General features: G+C 65.8%; 15 protein-coding genes and 2 tRNA genes. 7 read left to right on the top strand and 10 right to left on the bottom strand.

The genetic code is table 11. The annotated features are described in order from the left end of the window. Nucleotides 1-10: 10 nt before the first annotated feature. Genes phoU through pstS form a run of 5 tightly spaced genes read right to left on the bottom strand, consistent with a single transcriptional unit; the run spans nucleotide 11 to nucleotide 4571 of the window. Nucleotides 11-712 (bottom strand): phosphate signaling complex protein PhoU, encoded by a 702-nt coding sequence (phoU, locus tag AC07Y4_RS03140; protein WP_062473142.1) that lies wholly within the window; start codon nucleotides 710-712, stop codon nucleotides 11-13. 16 nt (nucleotides 713-728) lie between these two features. Further along, nucleotides 729-1514, bottom strand: a complete 786-nt coding sequence (pstB, locus tag AC07Y4_RS03135) for a phosphate ABC transporter ATP-binding protein PstB (RefSeq protein WP_056580144.1) — start codon at nucleotides 1512-1514, stop codon at nucleotides 729-731. A gap of 17 nt (nucleotides 1515-1531) precedes the next feature. Continuing rightward, a complete protein-coding gene (pstA, locus tag AC07Y4_RS03130; protein WP_159276600.1) occupies nucleotides 1532-2416 on the bottom strand; it encodes a phosphate ABC transporter permease PstA in 885 nt (294 codons plus the stop codon). Then, on the bottom strand, nucleotides 2413-3498 hold the full coding sequence (gene pstC, locus AC07Y4_RS03125; protein WP_095745556.1) for a phosphate ABC transporter permease subunit PstC: 1086 nt from the start codon (nucleotides 3496-3498) through the stop codon (nucleotides 2413-2415). Before pstC ends, pstA begins: the two co-directional genes overlap by 4 nt. A 38-nt stretch (nucleotides 3499-3536) precedes the next feature. Further along, nucleotides 3537-4571 (bottom strand): phosphate ABC transporter substrate-binding protein PstS, encoded by a 1035-nt coding sequence (gene pstS / locus AC07Y4_RS03120; RefSeq protein ID WP_062473144.1) that lies wholly within the window; start codon nucleotides 4569-4571, stop codon nucleotides 3537-3539. Nucleotides 4572-4820: 249 nt separating this feature from the next. On the opposite strand from pstS, the gene AC07Y4_RS03115 reads away from it, so the two are divergent. Next, nucleotides 4821-6344, top strand: a complete 1524-nt coding sequence (locus AC07Y4_RS03115) for a Ppx/GppA phosphatase family protein (RefSeq protein ID WP_487846755.1) — start codon at nucleotides 4821-4823, stop codon at nucleotides 6342-6344. A gap of 6 nt (nucleotides 6345-6350) precedes the next feature. Here AC07Y4_RS03115 and AC07Y4_RS03110 read toward each other — a convergent pair whose 3' ends face one another. The 4 genes from AC07Y4_RS03110 to AC07Y4_RS03095 all read right to left on the bottom strand — a co-directional run bounded on the left by AC07Y4_RS03110 (nucleotide 6351) and on the right by AC07Y4_RS03095 (nucleotide 11162). Then, on the bottom strand, nucleotides 6351-7202 hold the full coding sequence (locus AC07Y4_RS03110) for a hypothetical protein (RefSeq protein ID WP_487846754.1): 852 nt from the start codon (nucleotides 7200-7202) through the stop codon (nucleotides 6351-6353). Nucleotides 7203-7430: 228 nt separating this feature from the next. Continuing rightward, a complete protein-coding gene (locus AC07Y4_RS03105; protein ID WP_062473174.1) occupies nucleotides 7431-7892 on the bottom strand; it encodes a SixA phosphatase family protein in 462 nt (153 codons plus the stop codon). A 31-nt stretch (nucleotides 7893-7923) separates the two neighbouring features. Further along, nucleotides 7924-10251, bottom strand: coding sequence for a polyphosphate kinase 1 (ppk1, locus tag AC07Y4_RS03100; RefSeq protein WP_487846753.1), 2328 nt, complete (start codon nucleotides 10249-10251; stop codon nucleotides 7924-7926). Further along, the gene (locus tag AC07Y4_RS03095) at nucleotides 10248-11162 is read right to left on the bottom strand and encodes a GNAT family N-acetyltransferase (RefSeq protein ID WP_487846752.1); all 915 of its coding nucleotides are present in this window, start codon (nucleotides 11160-11162) and stop codon (nucleotides 10248-10250) included. The genes ppk1 and AC07Y4_RS03095 overlap by 4 nt, the downstream gene beginning before the upstream one ends. A 158-nt stretch (nucleotides 11163-11320) precedes the next feature. Here AC07Y4_RS03095 and AC07Y4_RS03090 point away from each other — a divergent pair, with 158 nt between their 5' ends. The 6 genes from AC07Y4_RS03090 to AC07Y4_RS03065 all read left to right on the top strand — a co-directional run bounded on the left by AC07Y4_RS03090 (nucleotide 11321) and on the right by AC07Y4_RS03065 (nucleotide 16774). After that, nucleotides 11321-12997, top strand: a complete 1677-nt coding sequence (locus AC07Y4_RS03090; RefSeq protein ID WP_169805035.1) for an FAD-dependent oxidoreductase — start codon at nucleotides 11321-11323, stop codon at nucleotides 12995-12997. Between the two features lie 23 nt (nucleotides 12998-13020). Next, nucleotides 13021-13284 (top strand): UBP-type zinc finger domain-containing protein, encoded by a 264-nt coding sequence (locus AC07Y4_RS03085; protein WP_487846751.1) that lies wholly within the window; start codon nucleotides 13021-13023, stop codon nucleotides 13282-13284. A gap of 101 nt (nucleotides 13285-13385) precedes the next feature. Then, the gene (locus AC07Y4_RS03080; protein ID WP_095745562.1) at nucleotides 13386-14090 is read left to right on the top strand and encodes a glutathione binding-like protein; all 705 of its coding nucleotides are present in this window, start codon (nucleotides 13386-13388) and stop codon (nucleotides 14088-14090) included. Nucleotides 14091-14125: 35 nt separating this feature from the next. Further along, nucleotides 14126-14202 (top strand) — tRNA-Pro (locus AC07Y4_RS03075). Nucleotides 14203-15277: 1075 nt separating this feature from the next. Beyond that, nucleotides 15278-15354 (top strand) — tRNA-Arg (locus tag AC07Y4_RS03070). A gap of 181 nt (nucleotides 15355-15535) precedes the next feature. Further along, entirely contained in the window at nucleotides 15536-16774 is a 1239-nt protein-coding gene (locus tag AC07Y4_RS03065) for a tyrosine-type recombinase/integrase (RefSeq protein ID WP_495274186.1), read from the top strand. 134 nt (nucleotides 16775-16908) lie between these two features. Here AC07Y4_RS03065 and AC07Y4_RS03060 read toward each other — a convergent pair whose 3' ends face one another. Then, nucleotides 16909-17175, bottom strand: a complete 267-nt coding sequence (locus AC07Y4_RS03060) for a helix-turn-helix transcriptional regulator (RefSeq protein WP_495274185.1) — start codon at nucleotides 17173-17175, stop codon at nucleotides 16909-16911. Nucleotides 17176-17697: the final 522 nt, after the last annotated feature.

The following is a 17697-nucleotide window of genomic DNA, read 5'->3' as shown; positions in this document are numbered from 1 at the left end:
GCGACGGTCGTCACTGCAATGCCGACTCGATTTCCTCCATCGAAGTGTGCCGCACATCGGCGCCCTTGACGATGTAGATGATGAACTCGGCGATGTTCTTGGCGTGGTCGCCGATGCGTTCGATGGCCTTGGCCAGGAACAGCAGGTCCAGGCTGGCGGAGATGGTGCGCGGGTCTTCCATCATGTAGGTGACCAGCTTGCGCACGAAGCCGTCGAACTCCTTGTCGATGAGGTCGTCGTCCTTGAGGATCGACAGCGCGGCGGCCGTGTCCAGGCGCGCGAAGGCGTCCAGCGCGGTGCGCAGCAGGTTCGAGGCCAGGTCGGCGGCAATGCGCAGCTCGGTGGTGGGCAGCTGGCGGGCCGAACCGCTCTCGATGATCGACTTGACCATGCGCGCGATCTTGTTGGCCTCGTCGCCCACGCGCTCCAGGTTGGCGGTAGTCTTGCTGATGGCGATCAAGAGGCGCAGGTCGCGTGCCGTGGGCTGGCGGCGGGCGATGATCGACGACAGTTCGCGGTCGATCTCGATCTCCATCGCGTTGACGCGATGCTCGGTCTCCATCACGCGGTCGGCGGCTTCGGCGTCGAACTGCAGCAGGGCGTACACGGCCTGGTGGATCTGCGACTCGACCATGCCGCCGAGCTCCATCACGCGCGACGAGACGCCGTTGAGTTCACTGTCGAACTGGCTGGAAAGGTGTTTCTCGGTCATGGTGTTTCCTTTGACTTCAACCGAAGCGGCCGGTGATGTAGTCCTCGGTCTCCTTGCGCTGCGGCTTGAAGAACATCTGTTCGGTGGCGCCGAACTCGATCAGGTCGCCGAGGTACATGTAGGCGGTGTAGTCGCTGCAGCGGGCGGCCTGCTGCATGTTGTGGGTCACGATGACCACGGTGTACTCGTTTTTCAGCTCGGCGATCAACTCCTCGATCTTCGCGGTCGAGATCGGGTCGAGTGCGGAGCAGGGTTCGTCGAGCAGCAGCACTTCGGGCTTGATCGCGATGCCGCGCGCAATGCACAGGCGCTGCTGCTGGCCACCGGAGAGACCCGAGCCGCTTTGCTGCAGCTTGTCGCGCACTTCGGTCCACAGGGCGGCCTTCTTCAGGGCCCACTCGACGCGGTCGTCCATTTCGCTGGCCGACAGATTCTCGAACAGCTTCACGCCGAAGGCGATGTTGTCGTAGATCGACATCGGGAACGGCGTGGGCTTCTGGAACACCATGCCGACCTTGGCGCGGATCAGCGCCACATCCTGCTTGGACGTGAGCAGGTTCTCGCCGTCCAGCGCAATGGTGCCTTCGGCGCGCTGCTCGGGGTACAGCTCGAACATGCGGTTGAAGGTGCGCAGCAGGGTCGACTTGCCGCAGCCCGACGGGCCGATGAAGGCCGTGACCTTGTTCTCGGGGATCTCGAGGTTGATGCCCTTGAGCGCGTGGAACTTGCCGTAGTAGAAGTTCAGGTCCTTGACCGAGATCTTCGAGCGCGACGGTTGTTGTTGTGCGACGGTGTTTGGCATGTTGGCGCCTTCTTGATTTAGTGTTTGTTGCGCGTCAGCACGCGCGCCAGGATGTTGAGGGCAAGCACGGCGACGGTGATCAGGAACACACCGGCCCAGGCCAGTTGTTGCCAGTTCTCGTACGGGCTCATGGCGAACTTGAAGATCGTGACCGGCAGGCTGGCCATCGGCTGGCTCACGTCGGCGGTCCAGAACTGGTTGTTCAGCGCGGTGAAGAGCAGCGGCGCGGTTTCGCCGGCGATGCGGGCCACGGCCAGCAGCACGCCCGTGACCACACCGGCGCGCGCGGCGCGCAGCGTGATGCTCAGGATGACCTTCCACTTCGGCGTGCCCAGTGCATAGGCCGCTTCACGCAGGCCTGGTGGCACCAGCTGCAGCATGTTCTCGGTGGTGCGGATCACCACCGGAATCACGATGAGCGCCAGCGACAGCGCGCCGGCCAGGCCCGAGAAGGTCTTGAAGTAGGCCACCACCACGGCGTAGACGAACAGGCCGATCACGATCGAGGGCGCCGACAGCAGGATGTCGTTGACGAAGCGCGTGATCGAGGCCAGCAGGCCCTTGGGGTTGTACTCGGCCAGGTAGATGCCGGCCATGATGCCGATGGGCGTGCCCACGAAGGTCGCCAGCATCACCATCACGAACGAACCGAAGATGGCGTTGGCGATGCCGCCCGCCTCGTTCGGCGGCGGCGTCATCTCGGTGAAGGTGGCCAGCGCCAGGCCGCCGATGCCCTGGCGCAGCGTTTCCCACAGGATCCACACGAGCCAGAACACGCCGAACGCCATCGCGGCGAGCGACAGCGTGAGGGCGATCTTGTTGACGCGGTTGCGCGCGGCGAACTTCGCCTGGCGCGTCTCTGCCAGGGTCTTGGCGTTGATCAGGTTTTGCGCGGTGCTCACGACTTGGTTCCTTCGCTCTTCTTCATCTGGGCCAGCAGCATCTTCGAGAGCGACAGCACGACGAAGGTGATGAAGAACAGCACGAGGCCGAGGTACATCAGCGCAGCCTGGTGCAGGCCCGCGCCGGCTTCGGCGAATTCATTGGCGAGGGCCGAGGTGATGCTGTTGGCCGCCTCGAACACCGACAGGGAGTTGAGCTGGTTCATGTTGCCGATCACGAAGGTGACGGCCATGGTCTCGCCCAGTGCGCGGCCCAGGCCGAGCATGATGCCGCCGATCACGCCGGCCTTGGTGTAGGGCAGCACGACCTTGGAGACGACTTCCCAGGTGGTGGAGCCCAGGCCGTAGGCCGACTCCTTGAGCAGCGCGGGCGTCACTTCGAACACGTCGCGCATCACCGAGGCGATGAACGGAATGATCATGATGGCCAGGATGATGCCGGCCGACAGGATGCCGATGCCCACGGGCGGGCCGGACACCAGGGCACCGAGGTACGGCACGCCGGCCAGCAGCTTCTGCAGCGGCTGCTGCACCCAGGTGGAAAGAATGGGGCCGAAGACCAGCAGGCCCCACATGCCGTACACGATGGACGGCACGGCAGCCAGCAGTTCGATGGCGGTGCCCAGCGGGCGCTTGAGCCAGTTGGGCGAGAGTTCGGTCAGGAACAGCGCGATGCCGAAGCTCACCGGCACGGCAATCACCAGTGCGATGAACGAGGTGGCCAGCGTGCCGTAGATCATCACGAGGCCGCCGTACTCGTCCTTCACCGGGTCCCACACGCTGCTCGTGAGGAAGCCGAGGCCGTACTTCGAAATGGCGGGCCAGGCGCCGGCGACGAGCGACAGCAGGATGCCGATCAGCATCGCGAGCGTCAGCAGCGCGGCGCCCTTGGCGGCCCAGCCGAAGAGGCGGTCGGCCATGGGGCCGGAACGGGCCGCCTTGACGGGCGGCGGAGGAGCGGCGGAGGTGCGCGCGCGCTCGGCCGCGAGGTCGAGGGAGGCGGCAGCAGCGGGGAAGGTGGATGACACGGGTCGCTCCGGCAAAGACGAAAGCGGCGCGTCCTGGAGCGAAGAGTTGCTCATGGGCGCGCCGTCCTGGAGGGTGGATGAAGGGTTGCTTCTTACTTGAACGCGACCGGCTTGCCCGATGCGTCCTTCACTTCACCCCATGCCTTGGCAATGGTGGCCTTCACGGCGTCGGGCATCGGCACGTAGTCCAGCTCGTCGGCCGTCTTGTCGCCGCCCTTGTAGGCCCAGTCGAAGAACTTCAGCACGGTGGTGGCGCTGGCGGGCTTGTCCTGCACCTTGTGCATCAGGATGAAGGTGGCGCCGGTGATGGGCCACGAATCCTTGCCGGCCTGGTTGGTCAGCACCTGGTAGAAGCTCTTGTTCCAGTCGGCACCGGCGGCGGCGGCCTTGAAGGCGCTGTCGTCGGGCGAGACGAACGTGCCGGCGGCGTTCTGCAGCTGGGCGTAGGTCATCTTGTTCTGCTTGACGTAGGCGTACTCGACGTAGCCGATCGAGTTCGGCAGGCGGTTCACGAAAGCGGCGACGCCTTCGTTGCCCTTGCCACCCGCGCCGGTGGGCCAGTTCACGGCCGTGCCTTCACCGACCTTCGACTTCCACTCGGCGTTGACCTTGCTCAGGTAGTTAGTGAACAGGAAGCTGGTGCCCGAACCGTCGGCGCGGCGAACCGGGGCGATGGCGGCGTCAGGCAGGGCCAGCGAAGCGTTCAGAGCCTTGATCGCGGGGTCGTTCCACTTGGTGATCTTGCCCAGGTAGATGTCGCCCAGCACCTGGCCGTTGAGCTTCAGCTCGCCCGGCTTGATGCCGGGGATGTTCACCACGGGGATCACGCCGCCGATGACGGTGGGGAACTGCATCAGGCCCTTGGCTTGCAGCTCGTCGTCCTTCAGGGGAGCGTCCGAAGCGCCGAAGTCGACGGTCTTGGCTTCGATCTGCTTCAGGCCGGCACCCGAGCCGACCGACTGGTAGTTGATCTTGACGCCGGTGGCCTTGTTGAAGTCGGAAGCCCACTTGGCGTACAGCGGTGCGGGGAAGCTGGCGCCGGCGCCGGTCACGTCTTGTGCGAAGGCGGAAATGGAGAACAGCGCGGTCACGAGGCCGGCGGTTGCAAATTTGAACGTCGTTTTCATAAAGCTTCCTTGAGAAGTAAGAAGTAGTCCCTTTGGGGGCTCGAACGGACTCTAAAAAGCTTTTGTGACATCGATGTGACACCCCTTCTGTCGAGGGAAAATGCCGCTGCGCCACCCCTGTCGTGTGTGACGCTGTCACACAACCGTCATTCACCCCGCCTAACCTCCAGCCCTCGCCGTGACGCGATTGGGGAGGCGGCGCCTGCTGTCACGGCGCTACGATCAGAGAACCGCCCTCTTCACTAAAAAATGCAAAACGGCACCCGCCTCGCAGCGGTCGATCTCGGCTCGAACAGCTTCAGGCTGGAAATCGGCCAGGTCGACCACGGACAGATCCACCGCACCGAGTACCTCAAGGAAACCGTGCGCCAGGGCAACGGCCTGGACAGCGCCCGCAATCTCACGACCGAAGCCATGCAACGCGGCTGGGACGCCCTCGCCCGCTTCGGCGAGCGGCTGGCCGGCTTCAAGCGCTCGCAGGTGCGCGCCGTGGCCACCCAGACCCTGCGCGAAGCGCGCAACCGCGAAGAGTTCCTGTTGCGCGCGCGCACCATCCTGGGCTTCGGCATCGACGTGATCCCCGGCCGGGAAGAAGCCCGCCTGATCTACCAGGGCGTGGCGCACCACCTGCCGCACACCGACGCCTCCGACCAGGAACGCCGCCTCGTCATCGACATCGGCGGGCGCTCCACCGAAATGATCATCGGCCACGCCCTCGAGGCCGAGCGCATGGAGTCGTACCGCGTGGGCAGCGTCGCCTGGTCGATGAAGCATTTCGGCGAAGGCCAGTTCACCGCCCCCGCCTTCCGCGCCGCCGAAGTCGCGGCCAAGGCCGTGCTGGACGACGCGCTCTCCAGCTACACGCGCGACCAGTGGGACGTGGCCTACGGCGCCTCCGGCACCATCGGCGCGGTGGGCGACGTGCTCGCCGCGGCCGGCGGCGAGGCTGGCCTGGTCACGCGCGAGGGCCTCGACTGGCTGCTCGATCGCCTGCTCAAGGCCGGCAGCATCGACAAGCTGCGCATCGACGGCATGCGCGAAGACCGCAAGGCCGTGATCGGCGGCGGCCTGAGCGTGCTGCGCGCGGTGTTCGACCTGCTCGACATCCAGGAAATGAAAGTCGCCCAGGGCGCCCTGCGCCACGGCGTGCTCTACGAGTTGCTCGAACGCGACGAGAGCGTGGCCGACATGCGCAGCGCCACGGTGACCCGGCTCGCCACCCGCTTCGCGGTCGATCCGGCGCAGGCCAAGCGCGTGAGCGACACCGCCGCCGCGCTGTTCGTGCAACTCGCCCCCGCTGCACGCGGCGGCAGCACCTCCAGCCGCGCCGGCCGCGCACTGCGCAAGCTCGGCTGGGCCGCGCAGCTGCACGAGATCGGCGCGCTGGTCTCGCACAGCGACTACCACAAGCACGGCGCCTACATCCTCGACAACACCGACGCACCCGGCTTCGCAGTGAACGAACTGCATGCCCTCGGCCAGCTGGTGCTGGGCCAGCGCGGCAAGCTGCGCAAGCTCGAAGCCTCGCTGGACGACGAGACCTTCGTGATGCAGCTGCTGGCGCTGCGCCTGGCGGTGATCCTGTGCCACGCGCGCCGCGACCCCGAGCCGCCGCAGGCGCTGAACCTCGCGGCACTCGGTGCCAGGGCCTTCACGATCGCCTGCGCGCCCGACTGGGCCGAGATGTACCCGCAGTCGGCGCACCTCCTGCGCGAGGAAGTGCTGGCCTGGCAAAAGACCGGCAACTGGCGCATGGAACTCAGCGGCGCCTGAGCCGTTTCACTTCGTGTCGATGCCGGCCGTCTGCGTGACTGCCGCAGCGCTGGCCTTGCGCGACTCGTCTTCCCCGAACAGGCTGACATAGGCCGGCTGCACGATCTGGTCAAGCCCGCGCTTCAACCCTTCGCGAGCGCCTGCAGTGTCCTTGAGCAGGCCGTCGTACAGGAGATAGGTCGGCTCGCTCACGTCGGCGACCTGCAACGTCTGGCCCACGACGGACTGCTTCTCGTCCCTGAGCAACTGCTCCACCCAGACGTACGGCTTGAAGCTCGACGTCGCATCGGCCGCGCCATAGGACGTCGTGATCCGCAAGATCAATGTGCTGTAGCCGGGCGTCGGCTGGAGTTCCTGCACCTGCATCTGCGCATGCTCTCCGGTCGCGCGGAAGAAAGGCGTCAGCTTCACCTCGCGGCCACTGTCCCGCAGGCGCGCCGCCAGTCGCTCTGCGAACTGCCTGTTCAGCCCCATGGTCACTCCGCTGTTCTTCACTGCGGCCGTGAACTCCTTGCTGCGCTGGTCGGTCCGGGCAGCCATCGTCAGTCGGCTGTTGGTATCGACGGAGATGGCCACCAGTGCAGCGAGGGGTCCCAGAAACCCTGCGAAGCCCGTCAGCCCCGACCCGCCGCCATCCGTGACGATCAGTTGGTCTTCCTGGTTGTAGATGAGCTCGACCTTCTCGATCGATCGGGCGACATCGTGACGGGTCGGCGGCGCAGGCGCGGCGGTGTTCGTCGCACACCCCGACAGCAGGGCTGCGGCAACAAGCAGAAAAAACAGCGCCTTCAACCGCACGTCCGCGTCTGCGCGCAGCATGTTCATGAAGCTTCCTGGCAGTGTGTTGAGCGGTTTCATGCGTCTTCCCCAGTGATGTGGTCGACCGGCACCGCTTCTTTCCCGCATCGGCGTCAAAAGCACGCTGCCGTGGAGTCACACTGTAGAAATTGCGCCGCGCGCGCGCATGAGTGCTTCGCCCCTTTTTCCGGGAGACAAGCGCCCTGCCAGCTCTGCCCGCAACCGTGACAAAGCGCCTGTCCGCAAGCGCCAGGCAGGGGTATTCGCCGCGGAGGACCGCTGTAGCAGCTAGAGAAGCTCGGGCGCCTGCACCGTCACCACGACGGTCTGCACATCGCCGTCGCGCTCGCGGGTGCGGATCCACCACAGCGAGCCTTTGCGCACCGGGCAGCTGTCCTGCTTCAGGCCGAGCAGCATCGAGATGGCCTGGCCCAGCGAAGGCTGGTGGCCGATCACCAGCACCACCGACTTGCCGTTGGGCCAGCCCGTGGCGGCCAGCAGTGCGTCGGGGGTGGTGTCGGGCGACAGCTCGGAGCGCAGCTTGTACTTGCGGCCCAGGGCCAGCGCGGTCTGCTCGCAGCGGCGCGCCGGGCTGCACACGATGCGCGTGCCGTCGGGCAGCTGCCGGTCGAGCCAGGTGGCCATGCGCTTGGCCTGCTTTTCGCCGCGCGGGGTGAGCGAACGCTGCATGTCGTCACACCCTTCGGTCCAGTCCTCGGCTTCGGCGTGACGCCAGAAGATCAAGTCCATGCTCATCGTCTTTCGAACTTCTTCTTCAATTTCAATTGCCGGACGCATCACGGTGGTTTCCTCGTGATGCATAGCGGCCCATCAAGGCGGCCTGGGCGCCATGCGCTTCGATCGCGGGGGACGCACCCGCCTCGCCGGGGTGGGTGTCATGGTCGACACGCCGGTAGATGCCGTCGCCGCCCAGGTCCCAGGCGTCGCGCCCATCGTGCAGATAAGCCACCAGGCACTCGTCGATGAGGCGCTGGCGCAGGTTGGGGTCGGTCACGGGCCAGGCCAGTTCGATGCGCCGCATCATGTTGCGGTTCATCCAGTCGGCGCTCGACAGGTACAGCGACTCGTCCTCGCCATGGCGGAAGTAGAACACCCGCGAATGCTCGAGGAAGCGACCGATCACCGAGCGCACGCGCACGTTGTCGGTGAGCCCCGGCACCTGTGCCGGCAGCGTGCAGGCGCCGCGCACGATGAGGTCGATCTTCACGCCCTTCTGCCCCGCGCGGATGAGCGCGCCGATGATCTCTTCGTCGGTCAGCGCGTTCATCTTGGCGACGATGCGCGTGGGCTCGCCGCTGGCGGCGGCCTGTCCGAGCGCATCGATGCGCGCGACCAGGTTCTTGTGCAGGTCGAAGGGCGCGAGCCACATGCGGTTGAGCTTGGGCAGGCGGCTCTGGCTGGCCATGTGGACGAACACGGCCTCCATGTCGGCGGTGAGCGCCGGGTCGGCCGTGAGGTGGCTGATGTCGGTGTACAGCCGCGCCGTGCGCGGGTTGTAGTTGCCGGTGGACAGATGGCCGTAGCGGCGCAGCTGCTTGCCCTCGCGGCGCGTCACCAGCAGCATCTTGGCGTGGGTCTTCAGGCCCACCACGCCGTACACCACCTGCGCACCGATCGACTCGAGCATCTCGGCCCAGTTGATGTTGGCCTCTTCGTCGAAGCGCGCCTTCAGCTCGACCACCACCGTCACTTCCTTGCCGCGGCGCACGGCTTCGCGCAGCAGGTCCATGAGCTCGGAGTCGGCGCCGGTGCGGTAGATGGTCTGCTTGATCGCCAGCACCTGCGGGTCGAGCACCGACTCGCGCAGGAACGCGAGCACGCCGTCGAAGCTTTCGAAGGGCTGGTGGATCAGCACGTCGCCGCGCTGCAGCCGCTCGAAGAACGACTGGGCGGGCGACAGCGTGACGGGGAACGACGGCGCATACGGAGGAAAGCGCAGCTGCGGCTCGCCGATCAGGTCGATGAGCTGCGTGAGCCGCGCCAGGTTCACCGGGCCGTGCACGCGGTACAGCGCCTGCGGCGGCAGGTTGAATTGCGCCAACAGGAAGCTCGCGAGCGATTCGGCACAGCTGGCCGACACCTCCAGCCGCACAGCCTGGCCGTAGTGGCGGTGCTGCAGGCCCTGGCGCAGCGCCGTGCGCAGGTTCTTGACGTCTTCCTCGTCGACCGCGAGGTCGGAGTGGCGCGTGACGCGGAACTGCGAGAAGTCGCCCACCTCGCGGCCCGGGAACATGCTGGCCAGGTGCGCGCGCACCACGCTCGACAGCGCCACGAACAGCGTCTTGCCGTCCGACACCTTGGCCGGCATCTTGATGAGGCGCGGCAGCACGCGCGGCAGCTTGACGATCTGGATCGGGTTCTCGCGGCCGAAGGCGTCCTTGCCGCCCAGGCGCACGATGAAGTTCAGCGACTTGTTGGCCACCTGCGGGAACGGATGCGCCGGGTCGAGCCCCACGGGGATCAGCAGCGGGCGCACTTCGCGCTCGAAATACTCGCTGACCCACTTGCGCTGGGCCGGGTTGCGTTCGCCGTGCGACACGATATGGATGCCGTGCGTGGCAAAGGTCGGCATCAGCTCGTCGTTGTACAGCGCGTACTGGCGCGCCACGAGCGCATGGGCCGCTTCCGACAGGCGCTCGAAGGATTCGACCGTGTAGGTGCCCTTGCGATCACCGGCACTGCCCGCGCTCAGGTGCGGTGCGGCGCGGACTTCGAAGAACTCGTCGAGGTTCGACGACACGATGCACAGGTAGCGCAGCCGTTCGATCAGCGGCACTTCGGGCCGGTGGGCCCAGTCGAGCACGCGCTCGTTGAACGAGAGGATGCTGTGGTCGCGGTCCAGCAACGCGAACGGAGGCGCTTCGCCGGCACGCGACGGGTCAGCGGAGAGGGAGGGCATGGGCACTGATTCTGGAGCAAGCGGCACGGGAGAACACGACGGCTGAAATATGACAGTGTCAACTTCGTCCGTGACAGTTCCATGACATTCGCGTGACGCACCCTGTCCCACAGAGAGCGAACCTGACACATTCGGCGACAGCGAAGCAGCGTGCGGCCCGGCGTCGGGCCGGATGGCCGCCGGCTTCATGCGCCGAGGAAGTGCTTGCGGTAGCGCGCCGGCAGGTCGTCGATGCGCATCAGCATCGGCAGGTCGGCGGTGTTGAAGTCCGGGTCCCAGGCCGGTGCGCCGAGCACCTTGGCGCCTAGGCGCAGGTAGCCCTTGATGAGCGCGGGCGGTTCCACGTCGAGCGCGCTGTCGAGCCGTTCGACCGGCAGTGGCAGGCGCGGCTGCACCTGGTACTGGATCGGCGCCAGGTGGCTGGCCGAGAGCTGGCGCCAGATGCTGGCCGCCGCGTCGCCGCTGGTCACGCCGTTGTGCGACATCGGAATGCTCGCGCAGCCGATCATGGTGTCGAGCTTGTTGCGGTGCATGAAGCCGGCCAGCGCGCCCCACAGCGCGAGGATCACGCCGCCCTGGCGGTGCTCGGCGTGCACGCAGCTGCGGCCCAGTTCGACCATGCGCTCGCGCAGGTCGCGCAGGCGGGTCAGGTCGAACTCGGTGTCGCTGTAGGTGCTGCCGACGCGGCGCGCCTGCGCGGGGGTCAGCACGCGGTAGGTGCCGATGACCTGGCCGGTGAGTTCGTCGCGCACCAGCAGGTGTTCGCAGAAGTCGTCGAACAGGTCGATGTCGTGGCCGGCCAGCGGCGTGGTCAGACGTGCGCCCATCTCGCCGACGAACACGTCGTGACGCAGGCGTTGCGCGGCGCGCACGTCGTCCTGATGACGCGCCCAGCTCACCGTGATGCCCGGCTTGGCTTCGACGACCGGCGGCACGATGACGGCCAGCGGCGCCTCGGGCACCGACGTGCGGGTGGCCAGTGCGGCGACGGTGGCGGCAGCGGCAGCAACGGCGGGGGTTCCGGCCGCGGGTGCGGGCCACAAGGCTGCGCGCAGTCCGAGCTGCGAGAGCGGAAACGTCGGGTTCGGCAGTTCTTTCATGGGAAATCCCTTTCTGCTGACCGAGTCTGGACACGCGCAATGAAACCGGCATGTCAGCGGCGTGGCAGACACATGACGTTGTTACAACGCGCGTCAGCGTCGCTTTGGCGCCGCTTCGGCGTCTAATGCGGGGCATTCGCGACACGGAGTTCGACCCCATGGCCACCGACGCACCAGGCGCCAACAGCCGCCTGCACCAGACTTTCCCCGTCCTCAGTGACGCCGAGATGGCACGCATCGCCAGCTTCGGCAGCGTGCAGCGCTTTGCGCGCGGCGAGCGCCTGTTCACCGCCGGCGAGACCGGCGCCGGCATGTTCGTGCTGCTCAAGGGCGTGGTCGCCGTCACGCAGCGCGACGGCCTGGGCCATGTGGTGCCGATCGCACGCCAGGGGCCGGGCGAATTCCTCGCCGAGGTCGGCCAGTTGAGCGGACGCCCTGCCCTGGTCGACGGGCATGCCGACGAAGAGGTCGAGGCGCTGGTCGTGCCGCCGGACCGCTTGCGCGCGCTGCTGGTGGCCGAGGCCGACCTGGGCGAGCGCATCACCCGCGCGCTGATCCTGCGGCGCGTGGCGCTGATCGAATCGGGTGCGGCCGGGCCGGTGCTGATCGGGCGGCCTGACTCGCCCGAGATGGCGCGGCTGGAGAACTTCCTGCGCCGCAACGGCCATCCTTATCACTTGGTCGACGCGGCCGCCGACCCCGATGCCGCCGCGTTGCTCGCCCAGTACGGCCCCGACCAGTTGCTCGCCGTGTGCCCCGACGGCTCGGTGCTGGTCAACCCGAGCGACGAGGGCCTGGCGCGCTGCCTCGGCATGGTCGACACCGCGGCGCGCGACGAGCTCTACGACGTGGCCGTGGTCGGTGCCGGTCCAGCCGGCCTCGCGACCGCCGTGTATGCCGCCTCCGAAGGGCTGCGCGTGATCGTGCTCGACTGCCGCGCCTTCGGCGGACAGGCCGGCGCCAGCGCGCGCATCGAGAACTACCTGGGCTTTCCGACCGGCATCTCGGGGCAGGCCCTGGCGGGCCGCGCGTTCGTGCAGGCGCAGAAGTTCGGCGTCGAGATGCTGATCCCGGCGCAGGTCGCGGCGCTCGACTGCTCGCGCGAGAACGCGCGGGACAGCCTCGCGCTGAAACTCACCGATGGCCGCACGATCAGCGCGCGCACGGTGGTCATCGCGAGCGGCGCGCGCTACCGCCGCCCCGGCGTGCCGCGCCTGGCCGAATTCGAAGGCCGCGGCATCTGGTACTGGGCCTCGGCCATCGAAGCGAAGATCTGCGCGCAGCAGGAAGTGGCACTGGTGGGCGGCGGCAACTCGGCCGGCCAGGCGGCGGTGTTCCTGTCGCGCCATGCGGCCAAGGTCAACGTGCTGGTGCGCGGGCCGTCGCTGGCGGCCAGCATGTCGCGCTACCTCATCGACCGCATCGAGGCCACGCCCAATATCTCACTGCAACCGCACACCGAGCTCGTGCGGCTGCACGGTGCGCCCGAAGAAGGCCTGACCGGTGCCACCTGGCGCTGCCACACCTCGGGCCAGGAGCACGACTGCCCGGCGCGCAACATCTTCCTGTTCGTCGGCGCGGAGCCCGAGACGTCGTGGCTCGAGGGCTGCGGCGTGTCGGTCGACAAGCACGGCTTCGTGCTGACCGGCCCGGCCGCGAGCAGCGGCTTTCCGGCGCGCCCGGCCACGGCGCTTGAATCGAGCGTGTCGGGCGTGTTCGCGGTGGGCGATGTGCGCTCGGGCTCGGTCAAGCGCGTGGGCGGCGCGATCGGCGAAGGCGCCGCGGTGGTGGCGCTGATTCACCAGCACCTGTCGTCGGCCTCGGCCGTGGCCTGAACCCTTCTTTTCCTGAAACGCCCATGCCCATCCACGCCTGCGAACACGTTCCCGCCGACCTCGCCCCACCGCACACGCCCCGCGGCTGCGAAGACCGCCTGAAGACCGGCGACACCTGGGTGCACCTGCGCCTGTGCGTGCACTGCGGCCACGTCGGCTGCTGCGACTCGTCGAAGAACCGCCATGCCACGAAACATGCGCGGGCCGAAGGGCATCCGGTGATCCAGTCGATCGAGCCCGGCGAGCATTGGATGTGGTGCAACGCGCACGAGCGGCAGGTGGGGTGACCAGCGGCTGAACGGCCAATGCCCGCACCCGCACGCGTCCGGATGCGCGTGTATATGCTGCCGTTCTCCCGTCACAACCCTCTCACTCCGGAGCCCGCGACATGCCCGCATCGCCCATCGAGGTCTATTCCTGGCCCACGCCGAACGGCCACAAGATTCACATCATGCTCGAGGAGTGCGGCCTGCCGTACCACGCGCACCCCGTGAACATCGGCACCGGCGACCAGTTCGCACCCGAGTTCCTGAAGATCAGCCCGAACAACAAGATCCCCGCCATCACCGATCCCGACGGACCGGACGGCCAGCCGATCTCGCTGTTCGAATCGGGCGCCATCCTCGTGTACCTCGCGGGCAAGACCGGCAAGTTCCTGCCCACGGGCGACCGCGAGCGCTACGACGTGCTGCAGTGGCTCATGTTCCAGATGGGCGGCGTCGGTCCGATGCTCGGTCAGGCGCACCACTTTCGCATCTACGCGCCCGAGAAGATCGCCTATGCCGTCGACCGCTACACCAACGAGGCCCGGCGCCTGTACGGCGTGATCGACCGACAGCTGTCCAAGCACAAGTTCATCGCCGGCACGAGCTATTCGATTGCCGACATCGCCATCTTCCCGTGGCTGCGCAGCTGGGAGAACCAGGGCATCACCCTCACCGACTACCCGCACCTGAAGGCCTGGTTCGACGGCATCGCCGCGCGCCCCGCCGTGCAGCGCGGCGTGAAAGTGCTGGCCGACCTGCGCCGTCCCATCACCGATGACAAGGCGCGCGAGATCCTTTTTGGCAAGACACAGTACGAGAAGCGCTGAGCGGCCTCTTATTCGGGCTAGAATGGAAGGCTTGGCGGGGTGTAGCGCAGCCTGGTAGCGCATCTGGTTTGGGACCAGAGGGTCGAAGGTTCGAATCCTTTCGCCCCGACCAAAAGAAAAGTGAAAGCCTGCAACGATGAAAGTCGTTGCAGGCTTTTTTCTTTTCCGGGCCGCTCGTGATCGCCGCGAATCTCACCGCCCTTTAGACGTTTCGTAGCACGACCCACGGCTTTCCGTACATCAGGCAACGCCGCTGCCTTGTTGTTACACCGTCAAGACAACCTTTTTCTTAAGGAACTACCCGCGAGGCCCTCGGCGCTCACGCAGAATCAAGCCAATCGTGATCGTGTTTACAAAGTAAGTGAAATCGCGTTTACAAAGCCGAAGAGCTGAGTCAGGGATGGACGTCGCAACAGAACCCTCACCCCTGGACCCTTTTCCGATGCTGAATTACTTTTCCCGCTGTTCTTGCGGCCTCAGGCATCTCGCACGCATCGAGCGCCGGCCATGGATGCGACTCTTCTCGAGCCTGCGCTTCTACCAATGCAGCGCCTGCGGAAAGAAGCAACTGGCGTCCGAACGCGCGGTGAACGACGCGGTCTGGAAGTACCGCTCGGAAAACGTCTGACGCCCCCTCCGCCCCAGCGATCCACAAAGGCATCGGACGGTCGAAACGCCCTCCTTAGCAATCTGTTGCGCGTGCAGCCCTTTCGCTGCATGCCTTGTGCCCCCACAGAATCGAACGCGGGTGCTTCACGGTTGCGCAAACCGCGAAGCAGCGTCGGGGAAAGAGTGTCGACACCTTCCCGGTTTGAACTCTTCTGTGATGCTGCTGAATCTGTTTCTCCGATGTTCCTGCGGCTTGGCCGGCCTTCGCCGCATCGAGCGGCGAACCTGGATGAGGATGCTGCCGGCCCTCAGGTTCTACCGGTGCAGCACCTGCGGCAAGAAGCAGCTCGCGTCGAAGCAGGCCGCCGAGACCGCCAGGGTGTCCTCCGGCGCCAGCCCCGCCCTTTCGCCCTCTCAACGACCGCCGCCGAAGGCGTCGTGCATGGAGGGATGTAGGTAGAATCCGCGCTTCCCCGGTCAAAGGCAGAAGCGTCCAGACCGTTGATTTTTCGGGTCTGTTGCCGCACCGCTTGCGGCCCGAGGACCGAAGGCTCCGGCCCTCGCTTCTCGACCGGAATCTGCCCGTAGCTCAGTTGGATAGAGCACCTGCCTTCTAAGCAGGTTGTCGGGGGTTCGATCCCCTCCGGGCAGGCCAATTTCCTTTTTCAAACAGCATCGCGCTGACTCAGAACTCGCACTTCTCATAGGGGGTGCGGGTTTTTCTTTGCTCCACGGCACCTCGGGGCCTAGCATGGCTTGTCGGTACTTTGTCGGTACTTCTGCAGGTATCCGCCCTGCTGCCAAAGCCAGGTACCGACAGCAAGGAGAAAAATCCAATGCTGACAGACACTTTCGTGAGGCAAGTGAAGCACAAGGGCAGTGAGATCGGCGAGCGCTACGCAGACGGCGGCGGCATGTATCTGCGCGTCAAATCGGCCGGCAAGTACTGGCGCATGGACTACCGATTCAACGGCAAGGCGAAGACGCTGGCCTTGGGCGTCTACCCTGCCGTATCGCTCGCGAAGGCCCGGCAGCGGCGTGACAAGGCCCGCGAGTTGCTTGCCGACAACGTCGACCCTGGCCTCGCGAAGCGCGCAGAGAAACTGTCCCGGGCGGTGGAGGCGGCCAACACGTTCGAGGCCTTGGCGCGCGAATTCCACGCCACAAAGGCCAGCAGTTGGAGCGCGTCCTATTCGGAGCGCTGGCTGCGCATCATGGACAAGGACCTGTTCCCCTACATCGGCAAGCTGCCAATCGCCACGATCCAGGCCAGGGATCTTCTGCACGCGCTCAAGCGCACCGAGGGCCGAGGGGTCATCGAGACGGCCCACACCCTGCGCCAGTGCGCCGGACAGGTATTCCGCTACGGTGTGCAGACAGGCCGGTGCGCGAGCAATCCAGCCCCGGATCTGCATGGGGCGCTTCGGCCGGTGCTCACCAAGAGCATGGCCGCTGTCCTGGAGCCCCAGAAAGTAGGCGAGTTGATGCGCGCCATCTACGGCTACAGCGGGCAGCCGATCACCCGCGCCGCCCTCCTCCTGTCCGCCCTGCTCTTCCAGCGCCCCGGCAACATCCGTGCGATGGAATGGGCCTGGGTCGACCTCGAAAAGGCGATGCTGACCATCCCGGCGCAGGACATGAAGCGCAGGCTGCATGAAAAGCTCAACGGCCGCCCCCACTTCGTGCCGCTGTCGAAGCAGGCACTGCAGACACTGGAGGAAATTGAGCCATTGACCGGACACGGCCGATACGTGTTCCCCAGCATCCGCACAGGAGAACGCCCCATGAGCGAGAACACCGTGAACGCCGCATTGCGAAGGCTGGGATACACCAACGACGAAATGACCGCCCACGGCTTTCGTGCGATGGCCCGCACGGTCATGGCGGAGCAACTTCACGGCATTTCGCCCGACGTCATCGAGGCACAGCTTGCCCATGGCAAGAGCGGGCCGCTGGGTGCGGCCTACGACCGCGCGGAGTTCATGGACAAGCGCAAGGACATGATGCAGCGCTGGGCGGACTACCTGGGCCAACTTGCCGCAAGCGCGCAAATCCTGACGCTCAAGGCAGCCTAGCCGCGCATCGACAAGACTTTCTTCTTTCTCGATGACGTCGAGGCTCGGGAGCGATACGCCGATGTCGTGATGTAGACGATTTGGGCGACTGCCCCCTTGACGCGCAGCGACGGCACCGTGTCGCGGCCGTACATTCAACTCACTCGACGCGTCTGCATGAGTGAGGCATTCGCGTAACCCTCCGGATCATCGATCCAGCGCTGAATCGCCGCACGCGGCCAACCACAAGCGCGCCCGCCCAGATGCACAGGAGGGGGGAACTTGCCTCCGGCAATTCTTCGATATACGGTGGTTCGACTGAGGGCCGTGATGCGCACCACATCGGTCATGCGATAGAACGCAGGACCTGTCACGGTTGACGAATCAGCATCGCGGCGATTGGCAGGGTGTTCAAGATGCATGGCTAGTCCTCGAAGTGAAGCCGAGCTTTCAAGTCGAAATTGTGTGTTTCGAAGGGGAATTTCCTCACTTGAAGAGCCCAACAAGAAGCGAATAGAAATCCCAGCCAGCGACGGTGTCGCTCCGGACTTGACTTAACAATCGCTGTCCAAACTCAGCGCGCCCCAAAAGAGTCGTTTTACGCCTGGATTTGCGTTCAGCATGCGACGACGCGCGACTTCAGACAACTGGCAGTTGTAGTAGGTCTGTCGAAACGAGCGAGCGACGAAGTCTTATGCGAACTGACGTCAGGGCCCTTGCTTCCGAGCCGGGCAAGGCCGCATTCAGGCCCAGCGCAGCGGGCTTGCTACCGGGCATCGCCTTTGCAGCGTTGGCGGCCGCTCCGGGCAGCAATCTCGGGCTACTGAAAACTCCCGCCTTTGACATTCACAGTTTTCCGTCCTCTGGTGTTGATTTCCATCTAGAAGTGACCCAGTTGGCGGTGTGATTTCCATCTAAATCTGACCCACGTGATAACCCTAACC

The organism is Variovorax sp. GW460-12-1-14-LB1, from assembly GCF_059423605.1.
Note: the sequence above shows the minus strand (reverse complement) of the source record. Positions and strands in the feature narration are given on the sequence as shown.

Bases quoted from the DNA above. Each gene is read 5' to 3' on its own strand.
- phoU (WP_062473142.1), bottom strand. From the start codon at position 712: ATGACCGAGAAACACCTTTCCAGCCAGTTCGACAGTGAACTCAACGGC.
- pstB (WP_056580144.1), bottom strand. From the start codon at position 1,514: ATGCCAAACACCGTCGCACAACAACAACCGTCGCGCTCGAAGATCTCG.
- pstC (WP_095745556.1), bottom strand. From the start codon at position 3,498: ATGAGCAACTCTTCGCTCCAGGACGCGCCGCTTTCGTCTTTGCCGGAG.
- pstS (WP_062473144.1), bottom strand. From the start codon at position 4,571: ATGAAAACGACGTTCAAATTTGCAACCGCCGGCCTCGTGACCGCGCTG.
- AC07Y4_RS03115 (WP_487846755.1), top strand. From the start codon at position 4,821: ATGCAAAACGGCACCCGCCTCGCAGCGGTCGATCTCGGCTCGAACAGC.
- AC07Y4_RS03110 (WP_487846754.1), bottom strand. From the start codon at position 7,202: ATGAAACCGCTCAACACACTGCCAGGAAGCTTCATGAACATGCTGCGC.
- AC07Y4_RS03105 (WP_062473174.1), bottom strand. From the start codon at position 7,892: ATGGACTTGATCTTCTGGCGTCACGCCGAAGCCGAGGACTGGACCGAA.
- ppk1 (WP_487846753.1), bottom strand. From the start codon at position 10,251: ATGAAGCCGGCGGCCATCCGGCCCGACGCCGGGCCGCACGCTGCTTCG.
- AC07Y4_RS03095 (WP_487846752.1), bottom strand. From the start codon at position 11,162: ATGAAAGAACTGCCGAACCCGACGTTTCCGCTCTCGCAGCTCGGACTG.
- AC07Y4_RS03090 (WP_169805035.1), top strand. From the start codon at position 11,321: ATGGCCACCGACGCACCAGGCGCCAACAGCCGCCTGCACCAGACTTTC.
- AC07Y4_RS03085 (WP_487846751.1), top strand. From the start codon at position 13,021: ATGCCCATCCACGCCTGCGAACACGTTCCCGCCGACCTCGCCCCACCG.
- AC07Y4_RS03080 (WP_095745562.1), top strand. From the start codon at position 13,386: ATGCCCGCATCGCCCATCGAGGTCTATTCCTGGCCCACGCCGAACGGC.
- AC07Y4_RS03065 (WP_495274186.1), top strand. From the start codon at position 15,536: ATGCTGACAGACACTTTCGTGAGGCAAGTGAAGCACAAGGGCAGTGAG.
- AC07Y4_RS03060 (WP_495274185.1), bottom strand. From the start codon at position 17,175: ATGCATCTTGAACACCCTGCCAATCGCCGCGATGCTGATTCGTCAACC.